The following is a 24,978-nucleotide window of genomic DNA, read 5'->3' as shown; positions in this document are numbered from 1 at the left end:
ATGGTGTTCCTTCGTGCTCGTCTCTGGATCGAGCTTCGAGTGTTCGATTCGCGGGCTGCTGGGTCAGAGCTTCAGCTCCACACGCCGTCCCAGCAGACCCTCGGGTCGGAACATGAGAACGGCCAAGACGACCAGAAGTCCCGAGACCTCGCCCCACATGACGCCGGCGAAGTCGCCGACCGCAGCTGTGACCAGCCCGTAGATCCCACCGCCGAGGAGCGGCCCCCAGAGGGATGTGAGGCCGCCGATGATTCCTGCCGCGAATGCACCCACGAGCAATGGCTCGCCCAGCTGCGGCGAGACGCCGACTTCGGCTGCCCACAGGATGCCGGCCAGAGCCACCACCGACATGGCCAGGCCATAGGCAATCATTCCGATCCGTCGGGACGAGATGCCCATGAGCGAAGCTGCTTCGGCGTCTTCCGACACGGCTCGCATGCGGGTGCCCAACCCGGTCATTCGGGTCACCGTCACCAAGGCGATCGTGACGAGGACCGCTGTTATGGCGATCAGGCCCTGCTGAGCCTGAAGACGGGCCCCCAGGAACTCGACAACTCCGTCCGTTCCGCCGTAGTCCAGTGGCTGGCGCAGCACACCTTCACCGTTGGTGGTCACATTGATGATGATGAATGAGAGACCCACGGTTGAAAGGAGCCATCGCGAGTCGTTGTGTCCCGAACTGAACGGCAGCACGATCAGTCGATAGGTCCATGCCCCCAGCGCACCGACGACAACGATGACGAGCATGATTTTCGCTGCGGCCGGAAGCCGGTCCCATGAGCTGACTCCCAGCGCGAGGAAAGCGGCAACCACCATGAACTCGCCGAGTGCGAAATTCAAGGTGTTGGTGGTCAAGAAAGTGAGGACGAAGCCTTGGGCGACAAGGGCGAACAAGCCGCCCGCGGCCAGTCCCGCTATAACGATCTCCACGAGTTCCGGCCCTTCAGCAGCCGCGCTTGATGCAGTCGGCAACCGTGCCGAACGTTACGATGTCGCCCTCCGGCGTGTCGTCGAATCCCAGCACGTGCCAGTTGGCGACATCTGCGTCGTAGAACTCGCCGTCACCTGGTGCAAAGGGCTTCTCGTACGTCGTTCCCTCTACTTCCACGCTTGCCACCGATTCGATTGCATCCCGGACCGCCCCATGGTCGGCGCCGCCGGCCTTCAGCCCCTGGGCGTAGGCGTCCAGCGCCGAGAACACGTTGTAAACAACCGTGGGCAACTGAGGCTCTTCACCGTAGGCCGACCTGTAGGCGTCGAGCACCTTCGTGAAGTTCGGGCTGTTCAAGTCCTCACGCTCAACAAACTTCAAGCCTTCCCATTCAGCAGGCTTCGAAAGCTCGCGGTAGTTGGCGAGAATATTGCTGGTCGTCGTCTTGCGCGGCGGGTCGAAGCGTACGACCTTCATATCGCGCGTGACGGTGGCGATGTCGGACCCGGACGTGAAGTTGAGGAAAACCGAATTCACGCCGGCATCACGGAGCCGCTTCGCCCCCGCGGTGAAGTCTGTGGCGCCGGTCTGCATCGATTCTTCCACCACCTTCACACCGAGCTCGTCCCCTAGTTTGCGGTACTGGGCCACGGCGGCCTGACCGAAAGCGTCTGCTGCGTAGGCGATACCGACGACGGGTTTCTTTCCATCGACATCCGAGAAAACCACCTGGCTGTTGACCTCGTTGAGGACTGGTCCCGACCACTGCGTTCTGAACGCAAAATTCTTGTCGCCGCCGGTCGGGACCAGGTCGGCATTGCTTGCTGACACCAAAAGGTACGGACGTCGAGAGCGGGCGACCACCTCCGCGATCTGCAGAGCCGGAGCCGACGTCGGAGGACCGAAAATGGCGTCGACGTCGTCTTCGTTCAGGAGCTTCTGCACGGCGCTCGAAGCGCCTTCGGGCGAACCGGCGTCGTCGGCGTAGACGAAGTCGAGTTCGAGACCGTAACGCTTCTCGATAATCGGTGCAGCAAGCTCGATCCCGCGCTGAGTGTCCTGGTAGAACTGCGGGGCCGGCCCCGTCTTCGGGCCGATGACGCCGATCGTGGCATCGCTGTCGGCCGAGGGCGACGACTCCGAGCCCGAGCCGCAGGCACTGGCGAGGAGCATGGCGGCCAGTACTGCCACCATCCGTCGTGTGTGCATCTAGATACTCCTTCAGCCATCGCCGCGCTGAGCGCCGGACCTGTGTGATGCCGCTCACTTCGCGACGCCGAAAACCTATAATCATGATTCACGATTGTCAATAGGTAGCGATCGGAACTGCCAGTCAGCAGGGAACGATGGGACCTGCCGAAAGAGTCGGAAGGTGCATGAAAATAGCCTGGCCACCCCTCGGAACTCGAGGGGTGGCCAGGCCGGGCCGACCGGATCGCTATCGGGGAAGTGGCAGGAAAAGTGCTCGCGCTATAAAGGCGCGATAGCCCTTCAGCACGGCCGCACGCGACTCTCCGACGCGTCCCATGCTGGAGAGATACACCTTCGCGTAGTAGTTACGCGCGGCGAGCAGCGCGATGGCTATCCCCTCCAGTTCGTCGGGCTCGTATCCTTCGATCTCGCCTCGGTCGACCGCTCGGTTCAGGGCTCTCACGTAGCCGTTGACCACCCTGTCGAAATAGGCGGCATTTGCAACAGGGGCCTGGACGCTCGCTTCGTCCAGGACACGAGCGAACCAAGGATGATCTGACACAAAATCGAGAAATGCCTGCATCCTCTGCATCTCGCGATCCAGGCCGGTCGAATCCTTGGGCACATGCTCCTGGATGAACTCGAGCATGCGTTCTGCATAGGTCGGCAGAACGACGTCGAACAGATCTTGTCGTGTCTCGAAGTACCGATAGAAAGTCCCTTGAGAAATACCTACGTCTTCGACGATTCGGGCCACCGACGCCTCGGCATAGCCGCGATCTCCGATGATCCGGGCTGCGCTCTCGATGATCCGTCGACGCATTGCCGAGATTCGTTCTGGATTTCGCTTGTAGGGCCCTCGTGCCACGCTCGGTCCTCTCCTCCTCGCCGGTACCATCACGCGTACCGCTTACTGGTTCAATTCCTTACCTGCACGACCACCTTCCCGGTGATCGCACGACGATCAAGCATGTCAAGTCCGTCGGCGGCCTGGTTCAGTGGTACCACGGCCGTGATAGCGGGCTTCAAAACCCCGGATACGCACCAGTCGAGAAGCTGTTCCATCAGTGTTCCGAGACGCTCCGGCCGGACCTTCAAATGCTCACCGAGAGCGGACCCGATCACTTTCGCCTGCTTGACCAGGACCACATTGTTCGGTAATGGACCGACACCCGCCGCGAATCCGACCAGCACGTATCGGCCCTCCGTGCGCAGAGTGCGAGCAGCCGGATCAGCATATGGGCCGCTCACCGGGTCGACGACGATGTCCGCTCCGACTTCCCCAACGGCATCGGCGAAGAGTCGCCGAAGCTCCCGGCGATCCGGCACCTGGTCGCCGGTGCCCGAATACGCCAGTCCACGCGCCGCACCGCCCGCCAGAGCGGCCTCGACCTTCTCGCTTGTCGAACAAGCAGCCACCACTTCGGCCCCCAGCCTTGTGGCGATCTGCACGGTCGCAAGGCCGATTCCCGCGCCCGCGCCGGTGACGAGCACTCGCTCGCCCGATGTCAGGCGGGCCCGGTCCTGCACTGCGTGAAGTGCGCTCGCATAGGCGATGGGCAAGACGGCTGCTTCCTCGAACGATACGCCGCCCGGGATGCGGATCAGGCTCGATGTTGGCAGCACAATCTGCTCGCGCAACCCCCCTGAGCCGGTGATCGCGACGACTCGATCACCAACCGACAGGTCATGTACGTTATCGCCCAATGCCTCGACGACCCCGGCGACTTCGCCGCCGGGCGAGTACGGTCGCGCCGCTTTGTCTTGATAGAGATCGCGCATCATCAGGAGATCGGTCGCGTTGAGCCCGACTGCGCGAACCGAGATACGCACCTCGCCACCTAGCGGTACAGGTTCGGGCAGATCAACCCATTCCAAGGTTTCTGGACCGCCCGGCAATACTGACATCAGCGCGCGCATCTCAGCCCTTCCGCTCTGTCGGCGACGCAGCCGCCGGATCGCTGAGCCAATCTGCCGGGCGAGGCCATAGACCTGAGTCGGACATCGAAACCGCCTCGTCCCGAGAGAGCACCTCGGCCGCGGCCTCCGCGTTCGACTTCGCACGCTGGCGCTGAAGCTCGAGCCGCCCGATCTGATTCCGATGGACCTCGTCGGGGCCGTCCAGCAACCTCATCGACCGCGAGTTGGCGAACATCGGGCTCAACAGAAAGTCATTCGTCAGACCGGCTCCACCGAACGCCTGGATAGCCCAATCCACGACCTGGTGCGCGACTGCAGGCGCCGCAACCTTGATCATCGCGATTTCTTGGCGCGCCGCTGAATTTCCGACGGTGTCCATCATCCAGGAAGCCTTCATGGTCAGAAGCCGCGCCTGCTCGATACTGATTCGAGCTTCGGCAATCCGCTCGAGCGTGACGGATTGTTCCGAGATGGTGCGACCGAACGTGCTCCGGCTGTCGACGCGCCGACACATGCGCTCGAGAACTCGTTCGCTCAGGCCGATCAGTCGCATGCAGTGGTGCATGCGGCCGGGCCCGAGACGGCCCTGCGCGATTTCGAACCCCCGGCCCTCTCCCAGCAGGACGTTCCCGACCGGGACACGAACGTCGTCGAACCAGACCTCACACGCGCGGTCGAGGTACGAGCCCAATACCGGCAGCGCCCGAGCAACGTGCACGCCGGCCGTATTGCGGGGTATGAGGACCATGCTCTGCTGCCGGTGGCGGTCTGCTTCGGGGTTCGTCCTGCCCATGAATATCATGAGTTCGCAGTTCGGATGGGTCGCACCACTCGTGTACCACTTCCGCCCGTTGATGACGTACTCGTCTCCGTCGCGGACGATGGAACTCGAGATGGCCGTCGCATCGGAGGACGCTACGTCCGGTTCCGTCATCGCGAAGGCCGAACGGATTGTTCCCTCCAGCAACGGCGACAACCAGCGCGCTTTCTGTTCGGGAGTGCCGTATTTGTGCAGGACCTCCATATTCCCCGAATCCGGGGCCGAACAGTTGAACACCTCCGCCCCGAACAGGACCCGTCCCATGATCTCCGCGAGCGGGGCGTACTCCATGTTCGTCAATCCCTGACCATCGGGGTCCCCGGGCATGAACAGGTTCCACAATCCGACGCCCTTGGCCTTTCCGCGTAGATCGAGAAGCGTCGGATACACGGCCCAAGGCCCCAGTCGCTCGATCTCTTGATGTACTACCCGTTCGGCCGGATACACGTGCTGGTCCATGAATGCGCTCAACCGCTGCTGCAGCTCTCGACTGCGATCGGTGTATCGCAGGTCCATGTCTGTCCCTGGGGGAGGTGTCACGGTCGTGCCTGGGGATCTCAAGATCTGTCTCCTCGACTCAGCGGCTCTGATGCGTACCGGAAGGCTCTGATGCATACTAGAGCAAAAGCGATACTCATGAATCAGCATTACTGTTCCAGATCGAAGCGGAGAGTCCTTTCCTATGTCGTCACACTTGCCCCTCGTCGGCGTCCGGGTACTGGACTTTTCGACCCTGGTGCCTGGGCCGCTGGCCAGTCTGCTCCTATCCGACGCGGGAGCAGATGTTCTCAAGGTGGAACGCCCCGGCAACGGAGATGAGATGCGGGCCCTCGACCCCTATGACTTCACAAACCTCAATCGAGGCAAGCGCAGCATCGTGATCGATCTGAAGAATTCTTCAGCGGCGGCCGAACTCGACCCACTGATCGCGCAGGCCGACGTCTTGATCGAGCAGTTTCGTCCCGGAGTGATGGACCGATTGGGGCTCGGCTACGAACATGTCCGCTCACTGAACCCACGAATCGTCTATTGCTCGATTACCGGATATGGGCAGAACGGCCCGCTGGCAGCCAAGGCCGGACACGACCTGAATTATCTGGTCGACGCGGGACTCCTCGCGTCGGCGCGCCGCTCGTATTCCCATGGTGTCCCTCATCTTCCGCCGACGTTGATCGCGGATATCGGCGGCGGGGCGTACCCGGCCGTCGTCAACATTCTCCTGGCACTGCGCTCCGTCGAACTGACCGGACACGGGGCTCACCTGGATGTCGCGATGACCGAGAACTTGTTCTTCTGGCACTGGTGGATACGGACCCAGGTGGACGTCGCGGGGAGGTCGAGTGCCCCGGGTACTGCCCATCCGGCCGGTGGGTCGCCCCGCTATGCGCTTTACGCGGCGGCCGACGGCGCCGTGGTGGCGGTGGCTGCCATCGAGGAGCGTTTCTGGCAACGACTGTGCGACATACTCGCCCTGCCTGCCGAGCTCAGGTCAGCGGATGCCGACGAGACCACCGTCCAGGCGGGACTCGCCGAGCGGTTCTTGCGATACGGCGGGGACCACTGGCGGTCGCTTTTCGATGGTGTCGACGTGTGTGTCTCGATCATGACCACGCCAGAAGATGCCTTCGCTCACCCACATTGGGCGTATCGCAAGACGTTCGAGGAGACCGTAAGCACGGCCGATCAGAGTTTCGCGGCGATCCCAAGCCCAGTTCATCGAGGGTTTCGCCGCGGTGGGCAACGGGCAGCGCCAGAGCTCGGAGCGTCCGAACCGCAGTTCCGGGGGGCCGAGCGTAGCCGGGTGGACCGTGCCGACGAGGGAGGCAAGCTGTGAGTGCAGATCAGGCCGGGGGTGGCGTTCGTCTTTCCGTCGAAGGCCGTGTTGCTCTTCTGACAATCGATCGGCAAGAAGCGCGGAACGCATTGGATATCGGTATGTGGCGCGCGATTCCTGGACTGATCGCCGAAGCCGAGTCGCACCCCGATGTCGTCGCCGTGGTCCTCCGCGGTGCCGGGAAGGAAGCTTTTGCTGCTGGGGCGGATATATCCGATCTTCGATCGGCCCTCGGAAATCCGGCGGCCGGACGTGCATACATCGATGCCATCGCCGCGGCGGAGTCGAGTATCTCGGACTGCCGACGAGTGACGATCGCAGGCATCAGCGGCTACTGCATCGGTGGCGGGCTCGAGATCGCAATGGCCTGCGACCTGCGCTTCGCCTCGGACACATCTACCTTCGCAACGCCACCCACCAGCCTCGGTGTCGCGTACAGCGTGAATTCGACGCGTCGGCTCATCGAGCTCGTCGGAGTCGGCGCGGCCAGAGACCTGCTCTTCACGGCTCGTCGAATCGATGCGTCGACCGCACGCTGCCTCGGGCTGGTGGACAGAGTGGTAGCAGTGACCCGGTTGGACGAGGAGATCGACGACTACACCGGCGAGTTGGCCGAACAGTCGCAGTATGCGATCCGCTTGACAAAGCTGGTCATTTCCCAGGCACTGGGTCGGCCGGTCGAGACCGCCGCGCTCCGGCAGCTGCGGGTCGACTCCTTCTCCGGTTCTGATCTTCGGGAGGGGATCGCCGCGTTCGAGGAACGCCGACGCCCGAAATTCATCAGCCGCTTGCTCAGTTGACCATTCATTCAACGCATGAGTTCGCTCGCCGGCGTCGGGCTGGAGAAATACTGGATGATGTGGCGATCGGAAGCCAGTGAACTTCTCTCCGTAGTGGACTGCGGGAGCCGGGGCCGGCAGGAGGATCAGCGACCGGTGAAATTGGCTGGTCGACGTTCCAGGAATGCGTTCCGTGCCTCGAGGAGATCTTCGCTGGGCATGAAGGCGGCGTTCCATGCGGCAACGAACCTGAGTCCCGCTTGCACGCGGCGCTCTCGCTCGGCGCCGAGCACCTCTTTGATCCCGGCTAGCACGAGCGGAGAATTGCTTGCCATTTGTAGAGCGAGTTCCGCGCCGGCCGCATAGAGGGCTTCGCTGTCCGTGAAGGTACGGTTGATCAGACCGATCTGCCGCGCCTCATCGGCCGCGATGTCCCGTCCTGTCAGTACCAGCTCGCGAAGGTGCCCATCGCCGATGATCCCGACAAGACGTTGAAGGCTACCGAGGTCGGCGACCATTGCCATACGGGTCTCTCTGACGCTGAACTTGGCACTCTGCGTCGCGAGCCGGACATCGACCGATGAGATGAGATCCACGCCGGCGCCGATGCACCAGCCATCCACAGCGGCGATGACCGGCTTGTTGATACTGGCGACGCTGGAAAACGCCGTTTGGAGTTCGGCGATGGATCGCAAGAAGACCTGACGTTCGCCGGCGCTTGCTCCCGGCCGGGCCAGGTCGAGCAAGGGTTGCATGTCGATCAGGTCGAGCCCGAACGAGAAATCTCTTCCAGAACCTCGGACGACGACGGCGCGTACATCATCACATTCTTCCAGCCAGGAAAACGCCAGCGGCAACTGCTCGAAGTGCGCAATGCCCATCGCCGGATTCGAACCGGTATCGAGCAGCGTGACCGTGGCGACGTGCTCTGTCACAGAGATCTGAAGTGCCGAGTAGGCGGGAGGCTGCATGCCGTTTTGTCCTTTGTGTCCGGTGGGGCGGCCCGCCGTCGGTACGAGCGCCTTCGCTCATGGGAACGTACGGCATTCGGCCAATATTGACAATAATGATTCATCATTATATAAATTGAGGGTCGAGCTACGGTGAAGGACGGTTCAAATGAGCAGGTGCGCATGCTGACGGATCTCCAGCTCTCGGTACGGGATGTCACGCGTAGCTACGTCGCGCGCGAGATCTCGCCGTACATCCAACAGTGGGAGAGCGCGGGCGAAGTTCCCGAAAAGGTCTGGCGGGAACTAGGGGAACAGGGGTTCTTCGGCCTCGCCGTAGATCCGGACTTCGGCGGCGCCGGGGCGGGAGTGACGGCATGGGCGCTCATGATCGAAGAGCTCGCCCAGGGAGATTGCGCCATCGCCAACCAGGTCGGCGGGACCAACTTTCCGTTCGGATCGAAGCTTGCCGAGCTCGGCACTCCTTGGCAGCAGGAGGAGTTTCTCAAACCGGCGGTAGCAGGGGAGTACTACATATCTCTGCTACTGAGCGAAGCGCATGCCGGCTCAGACCTGTCCCAGGTCCGCACCAAGGCGACCAGGCGAGACGGTGGCTGGGTCATCAATGGGGAGAAGGTCTGGATCACTGGTGGGGCGTCTTCGGGGGCGGGCATCTTGCTGGCGACGACCGATCCGGACGCAGGGGCCCGTGGATTGACGCTATTCCTTGTCCGGCCGGACATGCCGGGGTACAACGTCGTCCGGCGCGAGCCGAAGATGGGTCACCGTGTCATCGACATCTGCCAAATTTCTCTCGATGACCTCGAGCTCACCGATGATCATGTTCTGGGAGAGGTGGGGACGGGGTATCGCACCATCCTCGACGGCTTGGACACCAGCCGAATCGGAGTCGCGGCGCAAAGCGTCGGCGTCGCGCAGCGAGCGTTCGACCTGGCACTGGACTACGCCAAGGAAAGGGCGACCTTCGGCCGGCCGATCTTCCAGCACCAGGCGATCGGCTTCAAACTCGCCGAGATGGCAACGAGCATCGAAGTCGCGCGACAGATGTACCTGAGGGCAGCCGCCCTGAAGGAATCCGGTGCGCGTTCCATGCGGGAATCGGCCATGGCCAAGCTTTTCGCTTCCGAGATGGCCGAGTCCGTCTGCAGCGACGCTGTGCAGATATTCGGTGGTGCCGGATTCGCCGGCGGCGGGATGGTAGAGAAGCTCTACCGAGACCAGCGAATCTTGCAGATCTACGAAGGAACCAGCGAAGTCTTGAAAATGCTTATTCATAGGGAGCTGGCGTGACTCAACAGCTGAAGAACAAGGTGGCGCTGGTGACGGGCGGGGGCAATGGAATCGGGGCAGCCATCGTGCGGCGCCTGGCCGAGTCCGGAGCGTCGGTCGGCATCATCGATCGCGATGAAGCATCCGCCCGAGCGATTGCTGCGGAGCTGGATGCGTCTGGTGTGCATACTGCGGTCGTGGTGGCCGACATCAGCAGCAACTCTGCAGTCGTCGACGGAGTGAATGCCATCGAGGAAGCCCTCGGCCCGATCGACATCCTGGTCAACAACGCCGGGTGGGACTCTCTCAAACCTTTCCTCGATAATGACGAATCCCATCGTGACCGAATTATCGACATCAACCTCAAGGGTCCGATCAATGTGACACATGCTGTCCTCGGCAAAATGGTCGACCGTGCCGGTGGCCGGGTCGTCACGATTTCGTCGGATGCCGGCCGCGTCGGGTCCACCGGGCAAGCGGTTTACTCGGCTTGCAAGGCAGGCATGATCGCATTGACGAAGTCGACCGCGAGGGAGATGGCCCGACACGGGATCACTCTGAACGTCGTGGCGCCCGGTCCCACACGGACCAGAATGATGACGGAAGCCCTCGACGGCGACGATGCGAGTGCCAAGCACGTTCTCGAGCGGATGACCAAGGCGATACCTATGCGTCGAATGGGAGAGCCTCGAGACGTCGCGGGGATAGCGGTATTCCTCGCGACCGACGATGCTTCCTTCATCACGGGCCAAGTCATCAGTGTTTCCGGTGGCCTGACGATGCACGGCTAGGGAGAGGCCAGAGGATGAATGTTGTCGAATTCATGATGGGAATCGAGGCGACCGCCAAGGACCGTCCGATCATCTACTTCCGAGATCGAGGTGTGACGGCAAGGGCCTTCAGAACACTTGTTTCGGATGCTGCCGCGAAGCTGGACACAGCTGAGATCGGTACCGATGATCGTGTGGCGCTACTTGCATCCAATCGTCCGGAATGGCTGGCAATCTACTGTGCCTGCCTGGCACGGGGTGCAACTCTGGTCCCGCTCAACCCGGCCTTGTCGGAACCGGAAATCGCCTTCATTCTCGATGACTGTTCTCCGGCATTGGTGATCGTTGACGACAAAAACCTGCCTCGGATCCCACATGGCCTGACGATCCCGATGGTCGTGCTGGTCGAGCCCGAAGTCCGGTCACGGGACGAGGATGACGGGGGTAGCTGGCCGCGAGTCATCGATCTGGAAGACAGGCACCCTGCTCTGATCCACTATACGTCCGGCACCACCGGCCACCCCAAAGGTGCGGTGCTTCCTCACTCCGGAGTCGCGGCTACGCTCAGCCGAACGACCACATGGGTCGGCTCTACGGCGGACGATACGATCCTCATCAACGGATCGCTTGCATTCATCATGCACTCCACCATCGCCGCGATGGGGCATATCGCCATCGGCGCGACAGTGATTCTGGAAGAGCGGTTCCATCCCTCCGAGGCGATCCGAACGATCAACCGCCACAAGGCGACGGTCATCATGTGGGTGCCGACGATGTACGTGATGGTTTGCGAATGGATCGAGTCGAATCCCGATCAAGCCCGGTCCCTCGCCAGCCTCCGGGCATGTGTCTCTTCGGCAGCCGGTCTGCCGTGGAGTCTGGTGGAACGTATGCGTGCCCTTACCGGCAAGACCCTCTACAACGCTTGGGGCATGACCGAGGGCACCCCGCTGACCGGGTTTCCACCCGGGTCTTCACCAGTTCCCGACTCGGTCGGCCCTCCTATCGGGGACAGCGAGATCCGGATACTCGACGCAGACGGATCCGAAGTCGCAGTCGACGAGGTCGGTGAGATCACCTTCCGTAGTCCGAGCAACATGCTCGGATACTTCAACAGACTGGAAGCCACCAAAGAAACCATCATCGACGGCTGGGTACGCTCCGGGGATCTCGGACGTCGCGATGCGGACGGGAACATCTACATCTCCGGACGGATCAAGGACATGATCATCCGAGGTGGTGCGAACATCTACCCCGCCGAGATCGAGGCGGTGCTGACCGATCACTACTCGGTAGCAGAAGCTGCCGTAATCGGAGTTCCCGATGAGCGCTTCGGCGAGATCCCGGTCGGCTTTGTGGTCACCCGGGGCGGTGAAGTAGCAGATGGTGAGCTGCTGCGAGACTACTGCGTTTCCCATCTCGCCTCCTACAAGGTTCCCGCATGGATCTCAGTTGTCGATGATCTACCTCGCGGACCTACCGGCAAGACGTTGAAGCGCGTACTACGCGACCAGGTCCTTGCAGCCGGCAATCCTCCAACCAAGCACTGATCGGAACTTCATGGAAACCATCCAAGCTGTACAGATCTCGACGGGTCACGGCCTTCTGGAAGGGCCCCTCTGGACGCCAGAGGGTCTACTCGTGGCCGACGCCACGGCCGGAGGCGTGCTTCGCATCACCGACTCGGGTCGGACCGAAACTGTGATCGAGCACCGGCGTGGAATCGGTGGAATGGCTCTGCACGCCAATGGCGGACTCGTTGTCAGCGGCCGGAACGTGGCAGTGAAGGGTCTTGTCGGAAGTGGTGACACGGCAACCCATGTGTTGCGAGAAAACGATCCATCCAACGACATCGTCGGGTACAACGATTTGACGGTGGATGCCAAAGGTCGCCTGTATGTGGGTTCGCTCGCCTTTGTCGCTTCGGAATCGCGGGATGCCGATAAACCGGGCCAGCTGTTTTGCATCGACCTGGATGGTTCCGCACGGATCGTGGCCGACGAAATCCTGCTCACGAACGGGCTCGCATTCTCGCCCGATGGCTCATTGCTCTATCACGCCGATACGCTGCGGTCGACCGTCAATGTGTACGACGTCGACGATCGCGGCGGACTCGGCACCAAGCGATCCTTCGTGACGACCGAGGACGGCGAACAACCTGACGGGCTCGCCGTCGATGCCGCCGGAAATGTGTGGGTCGCGCTGCCGCACAGCGGTCAGGTCGGTTGCTTCGATCACAGCGGACAGCGTGTCGCGTCGATCCAGATCGACGTCCCGATGGTGACGAGCTTGACCTTCGGTGGCGATGATCTTCGAGACATGTACATCGTCTCCGGCTCCGAGGGACTCGGCAACGATCGTGGAGCCGGCGTGTTCCGGGCGCGTGTCGAGACACCGGGACTGCCGACAGCTCCGTGCCGGGTTGAGTTTTGAGCACCCTGGGCGGCCCTGCGCACCTCGGGCACCGGTCGATGAGTCCTACCGCGTCGGGTACGACCGGCGCCGGCGCCGATCGTCAGCAGTTGAACTCCGGGGAGGCGCAGGTTCGTCAGCAGCACCGGTTCGATGAACTCGCATTGGTGGAGTGGCTTCGGCCGAGGGTGAGCGGCTTCGCGGGACCCCTGAGGGTGACGCAGTTCCGCGGGGGCCAATCGAATCCCACATACCGGCTGAGTACGCCCGGTGCCGACTACGTCCTGCGGCGGAAGCCGCCGGGTGAGTTGATTCCGGGGGCTCATGCCGTCGACCGGGAGGCGCGTGTCATCGCGGCGCTGGGTGGTGCCGGCATTCCAGTCCCCAAGATCTTGGCTGAATGTCAGGATGACGCCGTGATCGGCACGGCCTTCTACGTGATGGAACACGTAGAAGGCCGAATCTTCTGGGACAGCAGCATGCCGGAGCTTGCCTCTCGCGACCGAGCCCTGATGTTCGACGACATGAATCGAGTGGTCGCCGCATTGCACTCGGTGGACCCTGACACAGTCGGGCTGAGCGACTTCGGCCGAAAAGGTGGCTACCTGCGGCGTCAGCTGGACCGATGGTCTCGGCAGTACGATTCCGAGGCCGGTGGACACGACCCGGATATTGATTGGCTACAAGGATGGCTTCGCGAAAGAGTGCCGACAGATGAACGCGTCTCGATCACTCATGGCGACATCAAATGTGACAACCTCATCTTTCATCCCACAGAGCCTCGGGTAGTTGCGGTTCTCGACTGGGAGCTTGCCACATTGGGCGATCCACTCGCCGACTTCGGCTACAACGCGTTGATGTATCACTTGCCGAGCGATATCGCTGGTGGATTGGGGGCATTTTCGGCCGAGGAGCTCACAGTGCTGGGGATTCCGTCAGAGGATGAGTATGTGGGGAAGTACTGTGAGCGGTCGGTACGTCAACACATTGATGATCTGGACTTCTACCTGGCATTCAATGCCTTTCGACTCTACGCCATCATGCACGGTATTCGAGCGAGGATCGCGCACGGTACAGCAGCGTCGCCGCACGCGGACGAGATGATCTCGGCGATGCCTCAGCTCGCGCAGCTCGGTAGACGTCTGGCAGAACGCGCCGGGAATTGACCGGTCGACGCCCGCCGAACGAGACCGCGTCTGGCCGGACGCGATAACGCGACCACCTGGTTTCAGGGCGGTGGCGTTTCGTCGGCATTCAGTTGATATCGCATCCCACTGGTTGGCGGGTGGGGGAGCCCGCCCGCCATCACCCGGCAGGCTGCCGCCGGACGGCGGTGTCGGCCTCCTGTATCTCCCGCACGGCGGTGATCGCTTCCGTGAGCCACTCGGTCCAGAATTCTTCGAGACCGATACCGGCGCGCAGGACCAGGTGGCGGAGGCGTTGCTCGTCGGTACTGTGGTCGGCGAAGTCGCGCGCCTCGATGTCGAGATACTCGTCGAGTTGGCGTCGGTGGACTTCGAGGTGGCGGCGTAACTCGGGCTCGATGCCGTCGATCCCGACCACTGCGGCGGCACGCATGCGCAGCAGCATGACATCTCGGATCGGGCGGGGATTTTGGCCGGCACCGACCCAGTGGGCGAGTGCGGTGCGCCCGGCGGGCAACACTTCATAGGTCTTCTTCTGACCTTGCAGTGTCTCGGGTTCCTCGCGCGCGGTGATGTAGCCGGTCTCCTCGAGTTTGTTCAACTCTCGGTAGATCTGTTGATGCGTGGCCGACCAGAAGTAGCGAATCGATCGGTCGAAGCGCCGCGCCAACTCCAACCCTGACGATGGCTTCTCGAGTAGAGCCGTCAGGATGGCGTGTGGCAAAGACATGCAGCTGTCCTTCTTTATAGTGGCCCGACGCTGACATGGGTATCTTACTTCGCCACAATGCCCCCCGGGGTCTCGCGATTGTCGGCTCCAGTGCGGCGCCGCGGCCGGTAGCCAGGTAGAGGACCAGCGAGTTTGTCGTAGTGGGTGGCCGTTGCGCGGTGCTGTTCGAGACGGCTGATAGCGCCCACCGCGTGCCGCAAGGTGTGGCGGCTCGGCTCGGCTCGGACACCGATCACTGAGAAGGTAAGCGCCCTTACCGGCTTTTGCAACTAGTTGCATAACCATGGTTCATGGCTTAACGTGCTGACCAACCACTCAGGAAGGGTCAAGTATGACCACCTATCCCCACCTGCTGGCACCACTCGACCTCGGCTTCACTTCGCTGAAAAACCGTGTAGTCATGGGGTCGATGCACCTCGGACTAGAGGAAGCTCCCGACGGATTCGCGCGGATGGCCGAGTTCTACGCCGAACGCGCCCGTGGTGGTGTCGGCTTGATCGTGACCGGTGGCATCGCCCCGAACATCGAGGGCCGGCCTTTTGTTCATGGTGCCAGCATGACCACACCCGCCGATGCCGCGCAGCATCGTCTGATCACTGACGCGGTGCACCGCGTGGGCACCAAGATCGTGATGCAGATCCTGCATTTCGGCCGCTACGCGAAGCACCCCGACCTCGTCGCGCCCAGTCCGATCCAAGCCCCTATCTGCCCGTTCGTCCCGCGGGAAATGTCGGGCGAGGACATCGAACGCACCATCGAGGACTATGTCCGTGCCGCTGAACTCGCCCGTGACGCCGGATACGACGGCGTGGAGATCATGGGGTCGGAAGGTTACCTGATCAACGAGTTCTTGGCCGAACGCACCAATCGCCGCACCGACGAGTGGGGCGGTGACTTCCGCGGGCGTATGCGTCTACCCATCGAGATCGTCGCCCGCACCCGGCGCCGACTCGGTGCCGAGTTCATTCTGGTGTACCGGATGTCGCTACTGGACCTGGTGCCCGGCGGATCGACGCCGGCGGAATCACTCGAGCTCGCCAAGGAGATCGAAGCGGCCGGGGTGAGCATCATCAATACAGGGATCGGATGGCACGAATCGCGAGTTCCCACCATTGCCACCTCGGTCCCGCGTGCTGCCTTCGTCGCGGTGACAGCTCAGCTCAAAGCCACGGTATCGGTGCCGGTGGTCGCCAGCAATCGCATCAATACCCCCGACGTTGCCGAGACCCTGCTCGCGGACGGAACCGCCGACATGGTCTCGCTGGCGCGCCCACTGCTGGCCGATCCCGATTTCGTAGCCAAGGCCGAACTCGGGCGGCCGGACCGAATCAACACCTGCATCGGCTGCAACCAGGCCTGTATCGATCACACCCTCAGCGGCAAGATCACCTCGTGCCTTGTCAACCCCCGGGCCTGCCACGAAACACTGATCTCGCTCACGGCGGTTCGTGCCCGGCGGCGGATCGGTGTCGTGGGTGCTGGGCCTGCCGGGATGGCGTTCGCCCTCAACGCCGCCCATCGCGGGTACGTGGTGACACTGTTCGACGCGGCACCGGTACTGGGCGGCCAGTTCGATATCGCCCGCCGCATCCCCGGCAAGGAAGAGTTCGCCGAAACACTGCGCTACTTCACCGGCGAACTGGCCAGGGCAGGAGTAGAACTCCGGTTGGGAACCACCGTCACCGCGCAGACCCTGATCGATGAGGCATTCGACGAAGTCGTCATCGCCACCGGAATCCTCCCGCGACTTCCGGCCATCAGCGGCATCGACCACCCCAAGGTTGTCAGCTATCTGTCGGTGCTGCGTGACGGAGCGCCAGTCGGAAGGCGGGTAGCGATCATCGGCGCCGGAGGCATCGGATTCGATGTGGCCGAATACGTTTCGCAACCGGGACCATCGACCAGCCTCGACATCGCGGCATTCAACCGACACTGGGGTATCGACAGTGATCTGCAGACACCGGGTGGACTGGTCGACCCGCACCCGTCGGCTTCGCCCCGCACCGTCTACCTGCTGCAACGCAAAACGTCCAAGGTTGGCGCCGGACTGGGCGTGACGACCGGCTGGATCCATCGAGCCGAACTCACTCAGCGTGGAGTCCACATGCTCGCCGGTGTGTGCTACCACCGCATCGACGACGAAGGCCTGCATATAAGCATCGGCGACGATGATCGTACCCTCGAGATCGACACCGTCATCGTCTGCGCCGGCCAGGACTCTCGCCGGAACCTGTTCGACGAACTCTGCCACCACGGACTGAGCCCCCACCTGATCGGCGGCGCCTCCGTGGCTGCGGAACTCGATGCCAAACGAGCCATCCGTCAAGGCACCGAGCTTGCCGCGAGTATCTGAAAGAACCGGCCCAAGGGAATGACACAGCCCAGGTCACTGCACCCGGCTTGTTCGGATAGAGATTGATGTACCCGAGTTCGGCCTCGCTCGAGAAGCAGCGAACACGCCCCACCGGCACCCGGCCCCGGCCGTGGTCATCGGATCCGGCGGCCGGGCACGGTGAGGTCATGGGGCGAACTCGGGCAGGGTCAGGGCAGAATGGGCGGGCCGTTCCGCCGGGGTGGGCATCGCGCTGAGGTTGCGTAGCATCTCGTTTCGTTGCTGCAGGGACTGCGCGGTGGCCGGGAACAGCGCGGCATCACCTTTGCCGACCTGGTTCTGGTTCAGCGTCACGAACTCCCGTGTGTCGTGTTCGTAGGCGGCGAAGCCCGCGGCGTGGTCTCGGTCCGCCAGTGAGCCGGCGAGCATATACGCGCCGACGAGCGCGAGGCTGGATCCCTGTCCGGTGAGGAATGAGGGCGCGTACGCGGCGTCGCCCACCAGTGCGACTCTGCCGCTGGACCAGCGGGGCAAGTGGATCTGGCCGACTGTATCGAAGAACAGGTCCTCCGCCTGCCGCATGGCATTCAGCATGCCCGGGACCTGCCATCCGGCGTCGGCGAAAACGCCCACGACCAGTTCTCGTTGGGCCTGCGGTTTCCGGAACGCGTCGAACGGTGGGGCCGGGTGGGCGAAGTTCAGCAGGGCATGCACTGTGTCGTCGTTGTCTCCCACGGCGTAGAGTGCCGCGGCCCGGCCCGGCGTGTTCCACAACACGGTCTCGCGGCTCAGCCCCAGGGTGTTGGGCATGGTGAATCCGGCGAAGCAGTAGCCGAGGTATCGATGGAACTGTTCTTCGGGGCCGAACACGAGTTCGCGTGTGCGGGAATGCAGACCGTCGGCCCCGACCACCAGGTCGAAAGTTTCTGTGCCGCCCCGGCGGAAGGTGACATCGACGCCGTGGCCGGACTGGTCGAGAGTGTCGATGGAGTCGCCGAACAGGAACTGCACGTCGTTACGAACCGCCTCGTACAGAGCGGCGGTCAATTCCCCGCGCGGCACTTCCAGATCGTTTCCCGTGCCGCCGGTCAGGGAGTGTGGGTCGACCGATGCCACCGTGTCGCCGGAGCCGTCGAGGAAGGAGATCCGGCGCAGGTCGATATGCGCGTCCTGTAGCCGCGGCAGAATACCCATTCGCCGCACGACTTCCAGTGCGGTACCGCGCACGTCGATGGGATAGCCGCCGCCGCGGAAGCCGTCTGCCTTCTCGACCACCGTGACCGCGAATCCGTATCGGTTCAGCCAGAATGCAAGGGCGGGCCCCGCAATGCTCGCCCCGGATATCAGTACAGTCCGGCGGGGCGTGGTACGGCTACCCCGCGGCAGTTCTGTATCGGTCATTGCGTGACTCCTTTGTTCATGGACCGGACGACAAACAAGGACAGCGCCGTCACGGAGCCGGCGATGACGAAGCCGGTGACGAAGGCCGATTCGGCCGGGATATCGGACCCGGAAGGTGTTGCGGCGGTGAGGATCGCGCCACTGAGTTGCGCACCCACGGCGTAGCCGAGTACGCGAGTCACCAGGACAAGGCTGGTGGCGATACCGGTGTCCCGCCGATCGACGGCGGTGGCGATGCTGGTCACCAGCGCGGTAACGCACAGACCGTTGGCGAGCGCGATCATCGCCTTACCCCCGACGAGGTGCCAGACCTCGGTGTGCAGGGCCGCCAGACCGATCAGCCCGACGGCGAGGACCACGATTCCGGCGGTGACCACGGCACGCGAGCCGGAACGCCGCACCCACGCCCCGCTGAGCGGCCCGGCCAGGGTCGCGGCCACGGCGCCGGGTAGCAATAGGAATCCGATTTCGGTGGCGCTCGCTCCGAACCCGTATTCGCCGGCCGGGACCGCGAGTAGTTGCGGGACCAGGTAGACCGCTACCGAGGTACCCACACAGATCGCGAACGTCAGCACGCACGGCTGCCATATCGCGGGCCGTGCGAGCATGCGCAGATCGATCATCGGTTCGGTCGCGCGCCGTTCGACGGCTATCCATCCGGTGACGAAGGCTGCCAGAACCATGACGAGGGCGCCGAGGACGAGTGGCCGGGAAGTGAGATCGGGTGCCAGCGCGAGTCCGAGCATGAGCGTGGTCAGGGACCCGCTCAACAGAGCCAGGCCCGGCCAGTCGATCCCGGTGGCGTCGGTCCGGCCGGGCGCATCATGCGGCATCAGTCGGTTGACCAGCGCGGTGGCCATGATGACCGCGATCGTAGGCAGCGCGAACATCCAGTGCCGGGACAGTCCTTCGGCCACCGGCCCGGCCGCCAGCGTTCCCGCCATCCCGCCCCCCACGAACAACCCGCTGACCACACCGATGGCCACCTTCGCCGCGTCCGCGGGCAGGTGATCGCGTACCAGGATGAAGGACAGCGGCAGGGCGCCGACCATCGCTCCCTGCAGTATCTGGCCGAGCAGCAGGACGGGCAGGTTCGGTGCGATAGCGGAGACCAGTCCTCCCGTCGAGACCACCGCCATCAGCCGGATCAGGACCCGTTTTCCACCGTAGCGGTCGCCGAATGTGCCGGCGACCGGTGTGATGAGCGCGCCGGTGACGAGGAGTACGACGCTGAGCAGCGCGCCTTGCGCCGGAGTCATATCCAGCTCGCGTTGCAGCAGTGGGAGGGTCGGCGCCACCACCGATTCCAGAGCGCCGGTGGCGACCGCCAGCATGCCGAGTGCCGCGACAGCGGGCTTCCCGATACGGGCTGCGGGAGCCAGCGTTTCGGTCATGGACTTCCTTCCGTAGTTGCGGCCAGGAGCGCGTGCAAGCTCCGCGAACGGTGCAACACCGCAACTACACTACACCGTGCAGTGTAATTCGGTAGGATGTCGTCATGCCGACCACGAAGACGCTGCGTGAGGGGTCAACCCAGAAGCGGGCTGCTATTCTTTCCGCTGCGCGGGAGCTGTTTCTCGCCCAGGGGTTCGACCGGTCCAGCGTCGATGCGGTCGCCGCCCGGGCCGAGGTGTCCAAACGGACGGTCTATGACTACTTCGGTGATAAGCACACATTGCTGCAAGCAGTCGTCGACGCAGTCGGCCAGTCGCTGACCGACACGATCCGGCGCACGCTCGACGACACCCTCGCCGGTCTCCCCGAAGGCGTCGATCTCGAAGAGTCCCTGGTCACCTTCTCGATGCGTATCGCCACCGATATGCTCGGCTCGGCGGAGTACGCAACGCTGGTTCGATTGGTTCGCACGGAATCCGGCCACCTACCGCACCCCGGCTACAACCCGATGGCCGATACTCCCGAAGAAGCAATCGCCGAGCGGTTCGCCGCCTTCGCCGCGGCTGGGCTACTCGACATTCCCGACCCCCGGCTCGCGGTAGACCAATTCCTCGCCCTGGCGTTCGGGGTCGCACTCAACAAGTTCGGCTCGGCGAATGCCGCGGAGGATCCTCGTGTCGAGCCGCTCGTAGTCGAGGGCGTGCGCACCTTTCTCAGGGCGTTCCGGGCTGGTCCGGTGCGGTGAAGCGGTGGGTCTGTGAGGGTTTCCAGCCGGGTCCGCCGCTCCGGGCAAAACTCACCCATGCCCCGTGCATGGGTGCGGCGAGTGCAGCGGGCGATTCGGCCGGGCCGAGCAGACCGCGAGAGCCGTGCAGTTCCGCGAAGTTGGAGCGGTCGAATACGAACGCAAGCTTCACCGTATGGCCGCGCCGAGCCGGCCGTCCACCGCGGTGGATGGCCAGGCGAAATCCGTTGCGGTCGGCGTGATGCCGAGCGCGGCGCCGGCCCATGGGTGACCCGTGCCGCCTGTTCCTGCGACAAGGCGCCCGAACCGTTGCCACTCTGCACGATCGCGCGCCGCTGGTATCCGGGGTCGCGCGGATACCGCTCACGATGGTGGCCCCCGTGTACTGGCCGAACAGTGGGAATTGTCCATGAAGAGCCCGGAGTTCGTCGCGCTGTGGAGCGACCACCGCGTCAAACCATGTGAGGCTGATGCCTACGAGCTACGTCATCCGCTGGTGGGAACGCTCACCGCCATCGAGCAAATGGTCATGGAGCGTGATCGTCCTCGTTTGGCCGCACCGGCCAGGTACTCACTGGTTCCGCAGGGTCCGGTAGGTGAAGTCGGTCAGGTAGTCGTTCAGTCTGAGGGAGGCCTCGGACGCCTTGGTCTGGTCGCCGTGGCAGATAGCACGCAGGATGTCCCCGTGGAGGTCGGCCGCTTCGGCCAGCTCCACCTTCGGATCGCGCAGGTGGGCGAACCAGAACCGGCGCGAGAGGCCCTGCAATGGGGCCATAGCCACCGAGAGGTACTCGTTGTGCGCGGCCTCGACGATCAGGGTGTGGGTCTGCTTGAGCAGTTCACCGAACCGTTTGGAGTCGTCGCCGTCGAACTTGCCGAGGACCTCGGCCAGCGCCAGGATGCGCTCGCGCTGCTCCGTCGTGGCGCGGAGGGCGGCGAGGCGGACCGCGAGTTCTTCCATGGAGCGGCGTAGTTCGAGCACCTTGAGCTGGGCCTCGATCGATGTCGGGGCGACGAACACCCCCTGGCTCGGATGGATATCCACCATGCGCTCCCGCGCGAGCCGTTGCAGCGCCTCGCGCACCGGGGTGCGGCCGAGCCCGGTCCGCTCCATCAGCCGGGCCTCCGACAACAACGACCCCGGTGGGAGCTCCTGGAACGTGATCATGCGTTCCAGCACGTCGTAGGCCTGGTCGGCCTTGTTCACCACGGGTGGTCCTCCTTCGTACTTCACTACTGGGTCTGGACAGTACCGTGCGTAGCGATGTACAACCGGTACATGACCAATATATCGGACTGGTCGCTGACCGGTGGACCTCTCGACCGCGGACTCGAGGTGCTGGCCGAGGTCGACGTTCTCGTGGTCGGGGCCGGAGCGGCCGGGGTCGCGGCGGCGGTCGTCGCGGCCGAGGCAGGCAAGTCGGTGCTCGTCGTCGAGAAGTACGGTTTCGCCGGTGGCGCGGCGGTCGCAGGCATGTCCGGCACGATCTGCGGGATGTACCTCGCGTCGGACACCGACCGGGAGCCTCGGCAGGTCGTCGAGGGGTTCACCGAGCGATTTCGACGGGAGCTGGCAACCCGCGGCGGTCTCACCGCGCCGCAGGTCTACGGCAAGACCTGGACCGCAGCGCACGACCCGCTCATGTGGCGCGAGGTCGCGGACGACCTCCTCGAAGCCGCAGGTGTCACGGTCCTGTACCACACCGCGGTCACCGCCGTCGTTCTCGACGGCGATACCCACCGCGGGGTCGTGGTCGAATCGAACGCGGGCCGGGCAGTGGTGCTGGCCGCCAGGACGATCGACGCCTCGGGTGACGCGGCGGTGATCGCCCGCGCCGGGTACCGCTACACCTTCGGCGACCACGGCACGATCCAGAACCCGACCATGTTCTTCCGTCTCGGCAACGTCGACGTCGAGCGGTTCCTGGAGTTCTACGGCGAGGATACGATCTGCCCGCCGTACGTCAGCGAGGAGATTCTCCGGGCGCGGGACGCGGGCCTGGACCTACCGCGCCAGAAGATCTGGATTTTCACCACTCCCAGACGCGGCGAGCTGCTCGTCAACGCGACCCGGCTGGCGGGCCGCGACGGGCGGATGCTCAATGTGATCGACCCAGCGGATTTCACCGAGGCCGAGATCCGGGGACGGCGGCAGGTCCGTTCGTATGCGCGGTTCCTGGCCGAACGGATCCCCGGTTGCGAAACGGCTTTCGTGGTGGACACCGGGGTGGAGGCAGGGATCCGGCAGACTCGCACGATCGCCGGTATCGAGCGGCTGTCCAACGAGGACGTCCTCGCGGCCCGCAAGCGTGAGGACGGGATCTGCCGGGTGCCGTGGCCGATCGAGCTGCACGTCGGTGACCGGCCGAAACTGACCTGGCTGCTCGACGACTACTACGAGGTGCCCTACGGCACGCTCGTGCCCGAACGCGGCGAGGGCATCATCGTCGCGGGCCGTTGCCTGAGCGCCGAGCACGAGGCGCTCGCCTCGGCGCGGGTCACCGCGCAGTGCTTCGAGTACGGCCACGCCGCCGCCGTCGCGACGCTGTTGTCGCTCGACAACAGCCGCCCGTACCGGGAGCTCGACGGCCGCGAGGTCCGGTCCGCGATGGCCGCCAACGGAAGCGCACTTTCCCGTACCGACAGGAGAACAGCATGAATGAGCTGCGGAGCAACTTCGAGCCGGGCACCACCCGTTGGGCCGTGCGCCGCGCCCAGTGGAGCGCGATGGGAATCAGCGTCGAGGATCAGCACAAGCCCAAGATCGCGATCGTCAACACGTCGTCGAAGCTGTCGGTGTGCTTCGCACACCTCGACGACGTGGCGAAGGTCGTCGCGGACGCGGTTCGCGAGCCGGGAGGGCTGCCACTGGAGATCCGCACGACCGCGCCGTCCGATTTCGTGACCAGCGCGGGCCGCAAGGCGCGGTATCTGATGCCGACCCGGGATCTGATCGTCAACGACGTCGAAGCCGCCGTCGAAGGTGCCCAGCTCGACGGCATGGTGCTGTTGTCGAGCTGCGACAAGACGACACCGGCCCACCTGATGGCCGCCGCCCGGCTCGACCTGCCTTCGATCATCGTCGTCGGCGGTTACCAGCGAGGAGGCACGTTCTCCGGCTGCTCGGTCGATATCGACTCGGTGTACGAGTCGGTGGGTGCCGTAGCGTCCGGGAAGCTGGGCGTGGAGGAGCTCGGCGAGCTGGCCGACCGCGCGATCGAGGGACCCGGTGTGTGCGCGGGCCTGGCGACGGCGAACACGATGCACGTGCTCGCCGAGGCGCTCGGCATGGCGATGCCCGGTTCGGCGCCGACGCGCGCGAACTCCGCGCCGATGCTCGAGCGGGCCGCGGCCGCGGGACGCCGTGCCGTCGAGCTGGTCCGGGAAGGGCTCACCGCACGGAAGGTGCTGACCCGCGACGCCATCGAGAACGCGGTAGAGGTGGCGCTGGCGCTGGGCGGTTCGGTCAACTGCGTCCGGCACCTCACGGCCGTGGCCGCGGAGGCCGACCTCGACCTCGACGTCGTTGCGTTGTTCGAGGAGAAGGGGCGCGGCGCCAAGCAGCTCGCTGCGATCCGTCCGAACGGGACACACCAGGTGTGGGACCTCGACCGGGTAGGCGGGGTCCGCACTGTGCTGCGTGCGCTGGCCCCTCGGCTGCACACCCACGCGCTGACCGTGTCCGGCAGCACCGTTGCCGAGCTGGTCGCCGAGGCACCTGGGCCGGACGGCGATGTGGTGCACCCGCTGGAAAAACCCATCGCCGACGAGCCGGGCCTGCTGATCCTGCGTGGGTCGCTGGCCCCGGACGGCGCAATCGTCAAGGTCGCCGGAGTGGGCTCGGCGCGCCGCCAGTTCTCCGGGCCTGCCAAGGTTTTCGCGGGTGAGGACGAGGCCATCGCCGCGCTCGGCCAGAGCGGGATCGAGCCCGGAGACGTGATCGTGCTGCGCGGGATGGGCCCGAGGGGCGGACCCGGCACGGTGTTCGCCGCGAGCTTTGTAGCCGCCCTCAACGGGGCCGGCCTCGGTGGCCAGGTCGCCGTGGTCACGGACGGCGAACTGTCCGGGCTGAACCACGGACTCGTCGTGGGGCAGGTCATGCCCGAAGCGGCCGACGGCGGACCACTCGCCGGGGTCCAGGACAGGGACAGCATCTCGATCGACCTCGACGCACGGCTGATCGACGCCGACCCGGTGCGCGACGGCAAGCCCGTCACCGCCGGGGACCCGGGCGCCGAGCGCGGCTGGCTGGGCCAGTACGCGGCACTGGTCGGCCCGATCCAGCGGGGTGCGGTCCTGCGCCGTCCCGCCCGCCACTGAAGTTTTCTGGCCT

General features: G+C 64.2%; 21 protein-coding genes and 1 pseudogene. 12 read left to right on the top strand and 10 right to left on the bottom strand.

From position 1 onward, the window contains the following. Positions 1 to 63: 63 nt before the first annotated feature. The 5 genes from NF4_RS24500 to NF4_RS24480 all read right to left on the bottom strand — a co-directional run bounded on the left by NF4_RS24500 (position 64) and on the right by NF4_RS24480 (position 5,378). Positions 64 to 930 carry a branched-chain amino acid ABC transporter permease gene (locus NF4_RS24500; RefSeq protein ID WP_063129729.1) on the bottom strand — a complete coding sequence of 289 codons (867 nt, stop codon included), beginning with the start codon at positions 928 to 930 and terminating at the stop codon, positions 64 to 66. A gap of 13 nt (positions 931 to 943) precedes the next feature. Further along, on the bottom strand, positions 944 to 2,140 hold the full coding sequence (locus tag NF4_RS24495; RefSeq protein WP_084533414.1) for an ABC transporter substrate-binding protein: 1,197 nt from the start codon (positions 2,138 to 2,140) through the stop codon (positions 944 to 946). Between the two features lie 229 nt (positions 2,141 to 2,369). Further along, positions 2,370 to 2,945 (bottom strand): TetR/AcrR family transcriptional regulator, encoded by a 576-nt coding sequence (locus tag NF4_RS24490; protein WP_063129727.1) that lies wholly within the window; start codon positions 2,943 to 2,945, stop codon positions 2,370 to 2,372. Between the two features lie 95 nt (positions 2,946 to 3,040). Further along, positions 3,041 to 4,042, bottom strand: coding sequence for an NADPH:quinone oxidoreductase family protein (locus tag NF4_RS24485; protein WP_063129726.1), 1,002 nt, complete (start codon positions 4,040 to 4,042; stop codon positions 3,041 to 3,043). 1 nt (position 4,043) lies between these two features. Beyond that, positions 4,044 to 5,378 carry an acyl-CoA dehydrogenase family protein gene (locus tag NF4_RS24480; protein ID WP_063129725.1) on the bottom strand — a complete coding sequence of 445 codons (1,335 nt, stop codon included), beginning with the start codon at positions 5,376 to 5,378 and terminating at the stop codon, positions 4,044 to 4,046. Positions 5,379 to 5,544: 166 nt separating this feature from the next. On the opposite strand from NF4_RS24480, the gene NF4_RS24475 reads away from it, so the two are divergent. Together NF4_RS24475 and NF4_RS24470 are read left to right on the top strand one after the other, a co-directional pair. After that, positions 5,545 to 6,696 carry a CaiB/BaiF CoA transferase family protein gene (locus NF4_RS24475; protein ID WP_063129724.1) on the top strand — a complete coding sequence of 384 codons (1,152 nt, stop codon included), beginning with the start codon at positions 5,545 to 5,547 and terminating at the stop codon, positions 6,694 to 6,696. Further along, a complete protein-coding gene (locus NF4_RS24470) occupies positions 6,693 to 7,496 on the top strand; it encodes an enoyl-CoA hydratase/isomerase family protein (protein WP_063814688.1) in 804 nt (267 codons plus the stop codon). The genes NF4_RS24475 and NF4_RS24470 overlap by 4 nt, the downstream gene beginning before the upstream one ends. 125 nt (positions 7,497 to 7,621) lie before the next feature. On the opposite strand, the gene NF4_RS24465 is transcribed toward NF4_RS24470, so the two are convergent. After that, positions 7,622 to 8,446 (bottom strand): crotonase/enoyl-CoA hydratase family protein, encoded by an 825-nt coding sequence (locus NF4_RS24465; RefSeq protein ID WP_063129722.1) that lies wholly within the window; start codon positions 8,444 to 8,446, stop codon positions 7,622 to 7,624. Positions 8,447 to 8,578: 132 nt separating this feature from the next. On the opposite strand from NF4_RS24465, the gene NF4_RS24460 reads away from it, so the two are divergent. The 5 genes from NF4_RS24460 (at position 8,579) to NF4_RS24435 (ending at position 14,063) form a co-directional block, all read left to right on the top strand. After that, positions 8,579 to 9,736, top strand: a complete 1,158-nt coding sequence (locus NF4_RS24460; protein WP_157120556.1) for an acyl-CoA dehydrogenase family protein — start codon at positions 8,579 to 8,581, stop codon at positions 9,734 to 9,736. Further along, the gene (locus NF4_RS24455) at positions 9,733 to 10,506 is read left to right on the top strand and encodes an SDR family NAD(P)-dependent oxidoreductase (RefSeq protein WP_063129720.1); all 774 of its coding nucleotides are present in this window, start codon (positions 9,733 to 9,735) and stop codon (positions 10,504 to 10,506) included. The genes NF4_RS24460 and NF4_RS24455 overlap by 4 nt, the downstream gene beginning before the upstream one ends. Positions 10,507 to 10,520: 14 nt before the next feature. Continuing rightward, complete coding sequence (locus NF4_RS24450) at positions 10,521 to 12,035, top strand: class I adenylate-forming enzyme family protein (protein ID WP_063129719.1); 1,515 nt, start codon at positions 10,521 to 10,523, stop codon at positions 12,033 to 12,035. A 10-nt stretch (positions 12,036 to 12,045) separates the two neighbouring features. Continuing rightward, complete coding sequence (locus NF4_RS24440) at positions 12,046 to 12,918, top strand: SMP-30/gluconolactonase/LRE family protein (protein WP_084533412.1); 873 nt, start codon at positions 12,046 to 12,048, stop codon at positions 12,916 to 12,918. An 89-nt stretch (positions 12,919 to 13,007) separates the two neighbouring features. Next, entirely contained in the window at positions 13,008 to 14,063 is a 1,056-nt protein-coding gene (locus NF4_RS24435) for a phosphotransferase family protein (protein WP_198165455.1), read from the top strand. Between the two features lie 139 nt (positions 14,064 to 14,202). Here NF4_RS24435 and NF4_RS24430 read toward each other — a convergent pair whose 3' ends face one another. Next, positions 14,203 to 14,772: a PadR family transcriptional regulator gene (locus NF4_RS24430; RefSeq protein WP_063129715.1), complete on the bottom strand. Its 570-nt coding sequence runs from the start codon at positions 14,770 to 14,772 to the stop codon at positions 14,203 to 14,205. 331 nt (positions 14,773 to 15,103) lie between these two features. On the opposite strand from NF4_RS24430, the gene NF4_RS24425 reads away from it, so the two are divergent. Beyond that, the gene (locus NF4_RS24425; RefSeq protein ID WP_063129714.1) at positions 15,104 to 17,125 is read left to right on the top strand and encodes an NADPH-dependent 2,4-dienoyl-CoA reductase; all 2,022 of its coding nucleotides are present in this window, start codon (positions 15,104 to 15,106) and stop codon (positions 17,123 to 17,125) included. Between the two features lie 165 nt (positions 17,126 to 17,290). On the opposite strand, the gene NF4_RS24420 is transcribed toward NF4_RS24425, so the two are convergent. Continuing rightward, positions 17,291 to 18,505, bottom strand: a complete 1,215-nt coding sequence (locus NF4_RS24420; protein WP_063129713.1) for an FAD-dependent monooxygenase — start codon at positions 18,503 to 18,505, stop codon at positions 17,291 to 17,293. Then, on the bottom strand, positions 18,502 to 19,899 hold the full coding sequence (locus NF4_RS24415; protein WP_063129712.1) for an MFS transporter: 1,398 nt from the start codon (positions 19,897 to 19,899) through the stop codon (positions 18,502 to 18,504). The genes NF4_RS24420 and NF4_RS24415 overlap by 4 nt, the downstream gene beginning before the upstream one ends. Before the next feature lie 104 nt (positions 19,900 to 20,003). On the opposite strand from NF4_RS24415, the gene NF4_RS24410 reads away from it, so the two are divergent. Together NF4_RS24410 and NF4_RS38755 are read left to right on the top strand one after the other, a co-directional pair. After that, entirely contained in the window at positions 20,004 to 20,645 is a 642-nt protein-coding gene (locus tag NF4_RS24410) for a TetR/AcrR family transcriptional regulator (RefSeq protein WP_063129711.1), read from the top strand. Between the two features lie 274 nt (positions 20,646 to 20,919). Next, a pseudogene (locus tag NF4_RS38755) lies at positions 20,920 to 21,165 on the top strand (MmyB family transcriptional regulator); the annotation flags it as partial. A gap of 51 nt (positions 21,166 to 21,216) precedes the next feature. On the opposite strand, the gene NF4_RS24400 reads toward NF4_RS38755, so the two are convergent. After that, on the bottom strand, positions 21,217 to 21,855 hold the full coding sequence (locus tag NF4_RS24400; protein WP_084533411.1) for a GntR family transcriptional regulator: 639 nt from the start codon (positions 21,853 to 21,855) through the stop codon (positions 21,217 to 21,219). 69 nt (positions 21,856 to 21,924) lie between these two features. Between NF4_RS24400 and NF4_RS24395 the strand changes: the two genes are divergently transcribed. Together NF4_RS24395 and NF4_RS24390 are read left to right on the top strand one after the other, a co-directional pair. Then, positions 21,925 to 23,304 carry an FAD-dependent oxidoreductase gene (locus NF4_RS24395; RefSeq protein ID WP_063129709.1) on the top strand — a complete coding sequence of 460 codons (1,380 nt, stop codon included), beginning with the start codon at positions 21,925 to 21,927 and terminating at the stop codon, positions 23,302 to 23,304. Next, complete coding sequence (locus NF4_RS24390; RefSeq protein WP_063129708.1) at positions 23,301 to 24,965, top strand: dihydroxy-acid dehydratase; 1,665 nt, start codon at positions 23,301 to 23,303, stop codon at positions 24,963 to 24,965. Before NF4_RS24395 ends, NF4_RS24390 begins: the two co-directional genes overlap by 4 nt. Positions 24,966 to 24,978: the final 13 nt, after the last annotated feature.

Origin of the sequence: Nocardia fusca NBRC 14340 (assembly GCF_001618425.1) — a bacterium.
GTDB lineage: Bacteria > Actinomycetota > Actinomycetes > Mycobacteriales > Mycobacteriaceae > Nocardia > Nocardia fusca.
The sequence above is the reverse complement of the archived record's forward strand: the minus strand, read 5'-3'. Positions and strand labels throughout refer to the sequence as shown.

What these genes read in the sequence shown, in the direction of transcription:
- NF4_RS24410 (WP_063129711.1), top strand. Translation starts at nt 20,004, where the DNA reads ATGCCGACCACGAAGACGCTGCGTGAGGGGTCAACCCAGAAGCGGGCT.
- NF4_RS24415 (WP_063129712.1), bottom strand. Translation starts at nt 19,899, where the DNA reads ATGACCGAAACGCTGGCTCCCGCAGCCCGTATCGGGAAGCCCGCTGTC.
- NF4_RS24425 (WP_063129714.1), top strand. Translation starts at nt 15,104, where the DNA reads ATGACCACCTATCCCCACCTGCTGGCACCACTCGACCTCGGCTTCACT.
- NF4_RS24430 (WP_063129715.1), bottom strand. Translation starts at nt 14,772, where the DNA reads ATGTCTTTGCCACACGCCATCCTGACGGCTCTACTCGAGAAGCCATCG.
- NF4_RS24465 (WP_063129722.1), bottom strand. Translation starts at nt 8,446, where the DNA reads ATGCAGCCTCCCGCCTACTCGGCACTTCAGATCTCTGTGACAGAGCAC.
- NF4_RS24390 (WP_063129708.1), top strand. Translation starts at nt 23,301, where the DNA reads ATGAATGAGCTGCGGAGCAACTTCGAGCCGGGCACCACCCGTTGGGCC.
- NF4_RS24495 (WP_084533414.1), bottom strand. Translation starts at nt 2,140, where the DNA reads ATGCACACACGACGGATGGTGGCAGTACTGGCCGCCATGCTCCTCGCC.
- NF4_RS24485 (WP_063129726.1), bottom strand. Translation starts at nt 4,042, where the DNA reads ATGCGCGCGCTGATGTCAGTATTGCCGGGCGGTCCAGAAACCTTGGAA.
- NF4_RS24450 (WP_063129719.1), top strand. Translation starts at nt 10,521, where the DNA reads ATGAATGTTGTCGAATTCATGATGGGAATCGAGGCGACCGCCAAGGAC.
- NF4_RS24395 (WP_063129709.1), top strand. Translation starts at nt 21,925, where the DNA reads ATGACCAATATATCGGACTGGTCGCTGACCGGTGGACCTCTCGACCGC.
- NF4_RS24440 (WP_084533412.1), top strand. Translation starts at nt 12,046, where the DNA reads ATGGAAACCATCCAAGCTGTACAGATCTCGACGGGTCACGGCCTTCTG.
- NF4_RS24490 (WP_063129727.1), bottom strand. Translation starts at nt 2,945, where the DNA reads ATGCGTCGACGGATCATCGAGAGCGCAGCCCGGATCATCGGAGATCGC.
- NF4_RS24475 (WP_063129724.1), top strand. Translation starts at nt 5,545, where the DNA reads ATGTCGTCACACTTGCCCCTCGTCGGCGTCCGGGTACTGGACTTTTCG.
- NF4_RS24420 (WP_063129713.1), bottom strand. Translation starts at nt 18,505, where the DNA reads ATGACCGATACAGAACTGCCGCGGGGTAGCCGTACCACGCCCCGCCGG.
- NF4_RS24480 (WP_063129725.1), bottom strand. Translation starts at nt 5,378, where the DNA reads ATGGACCTGCGATACACCGATCGCAGTCGAGAGCTGCAGCAGCGGTTG.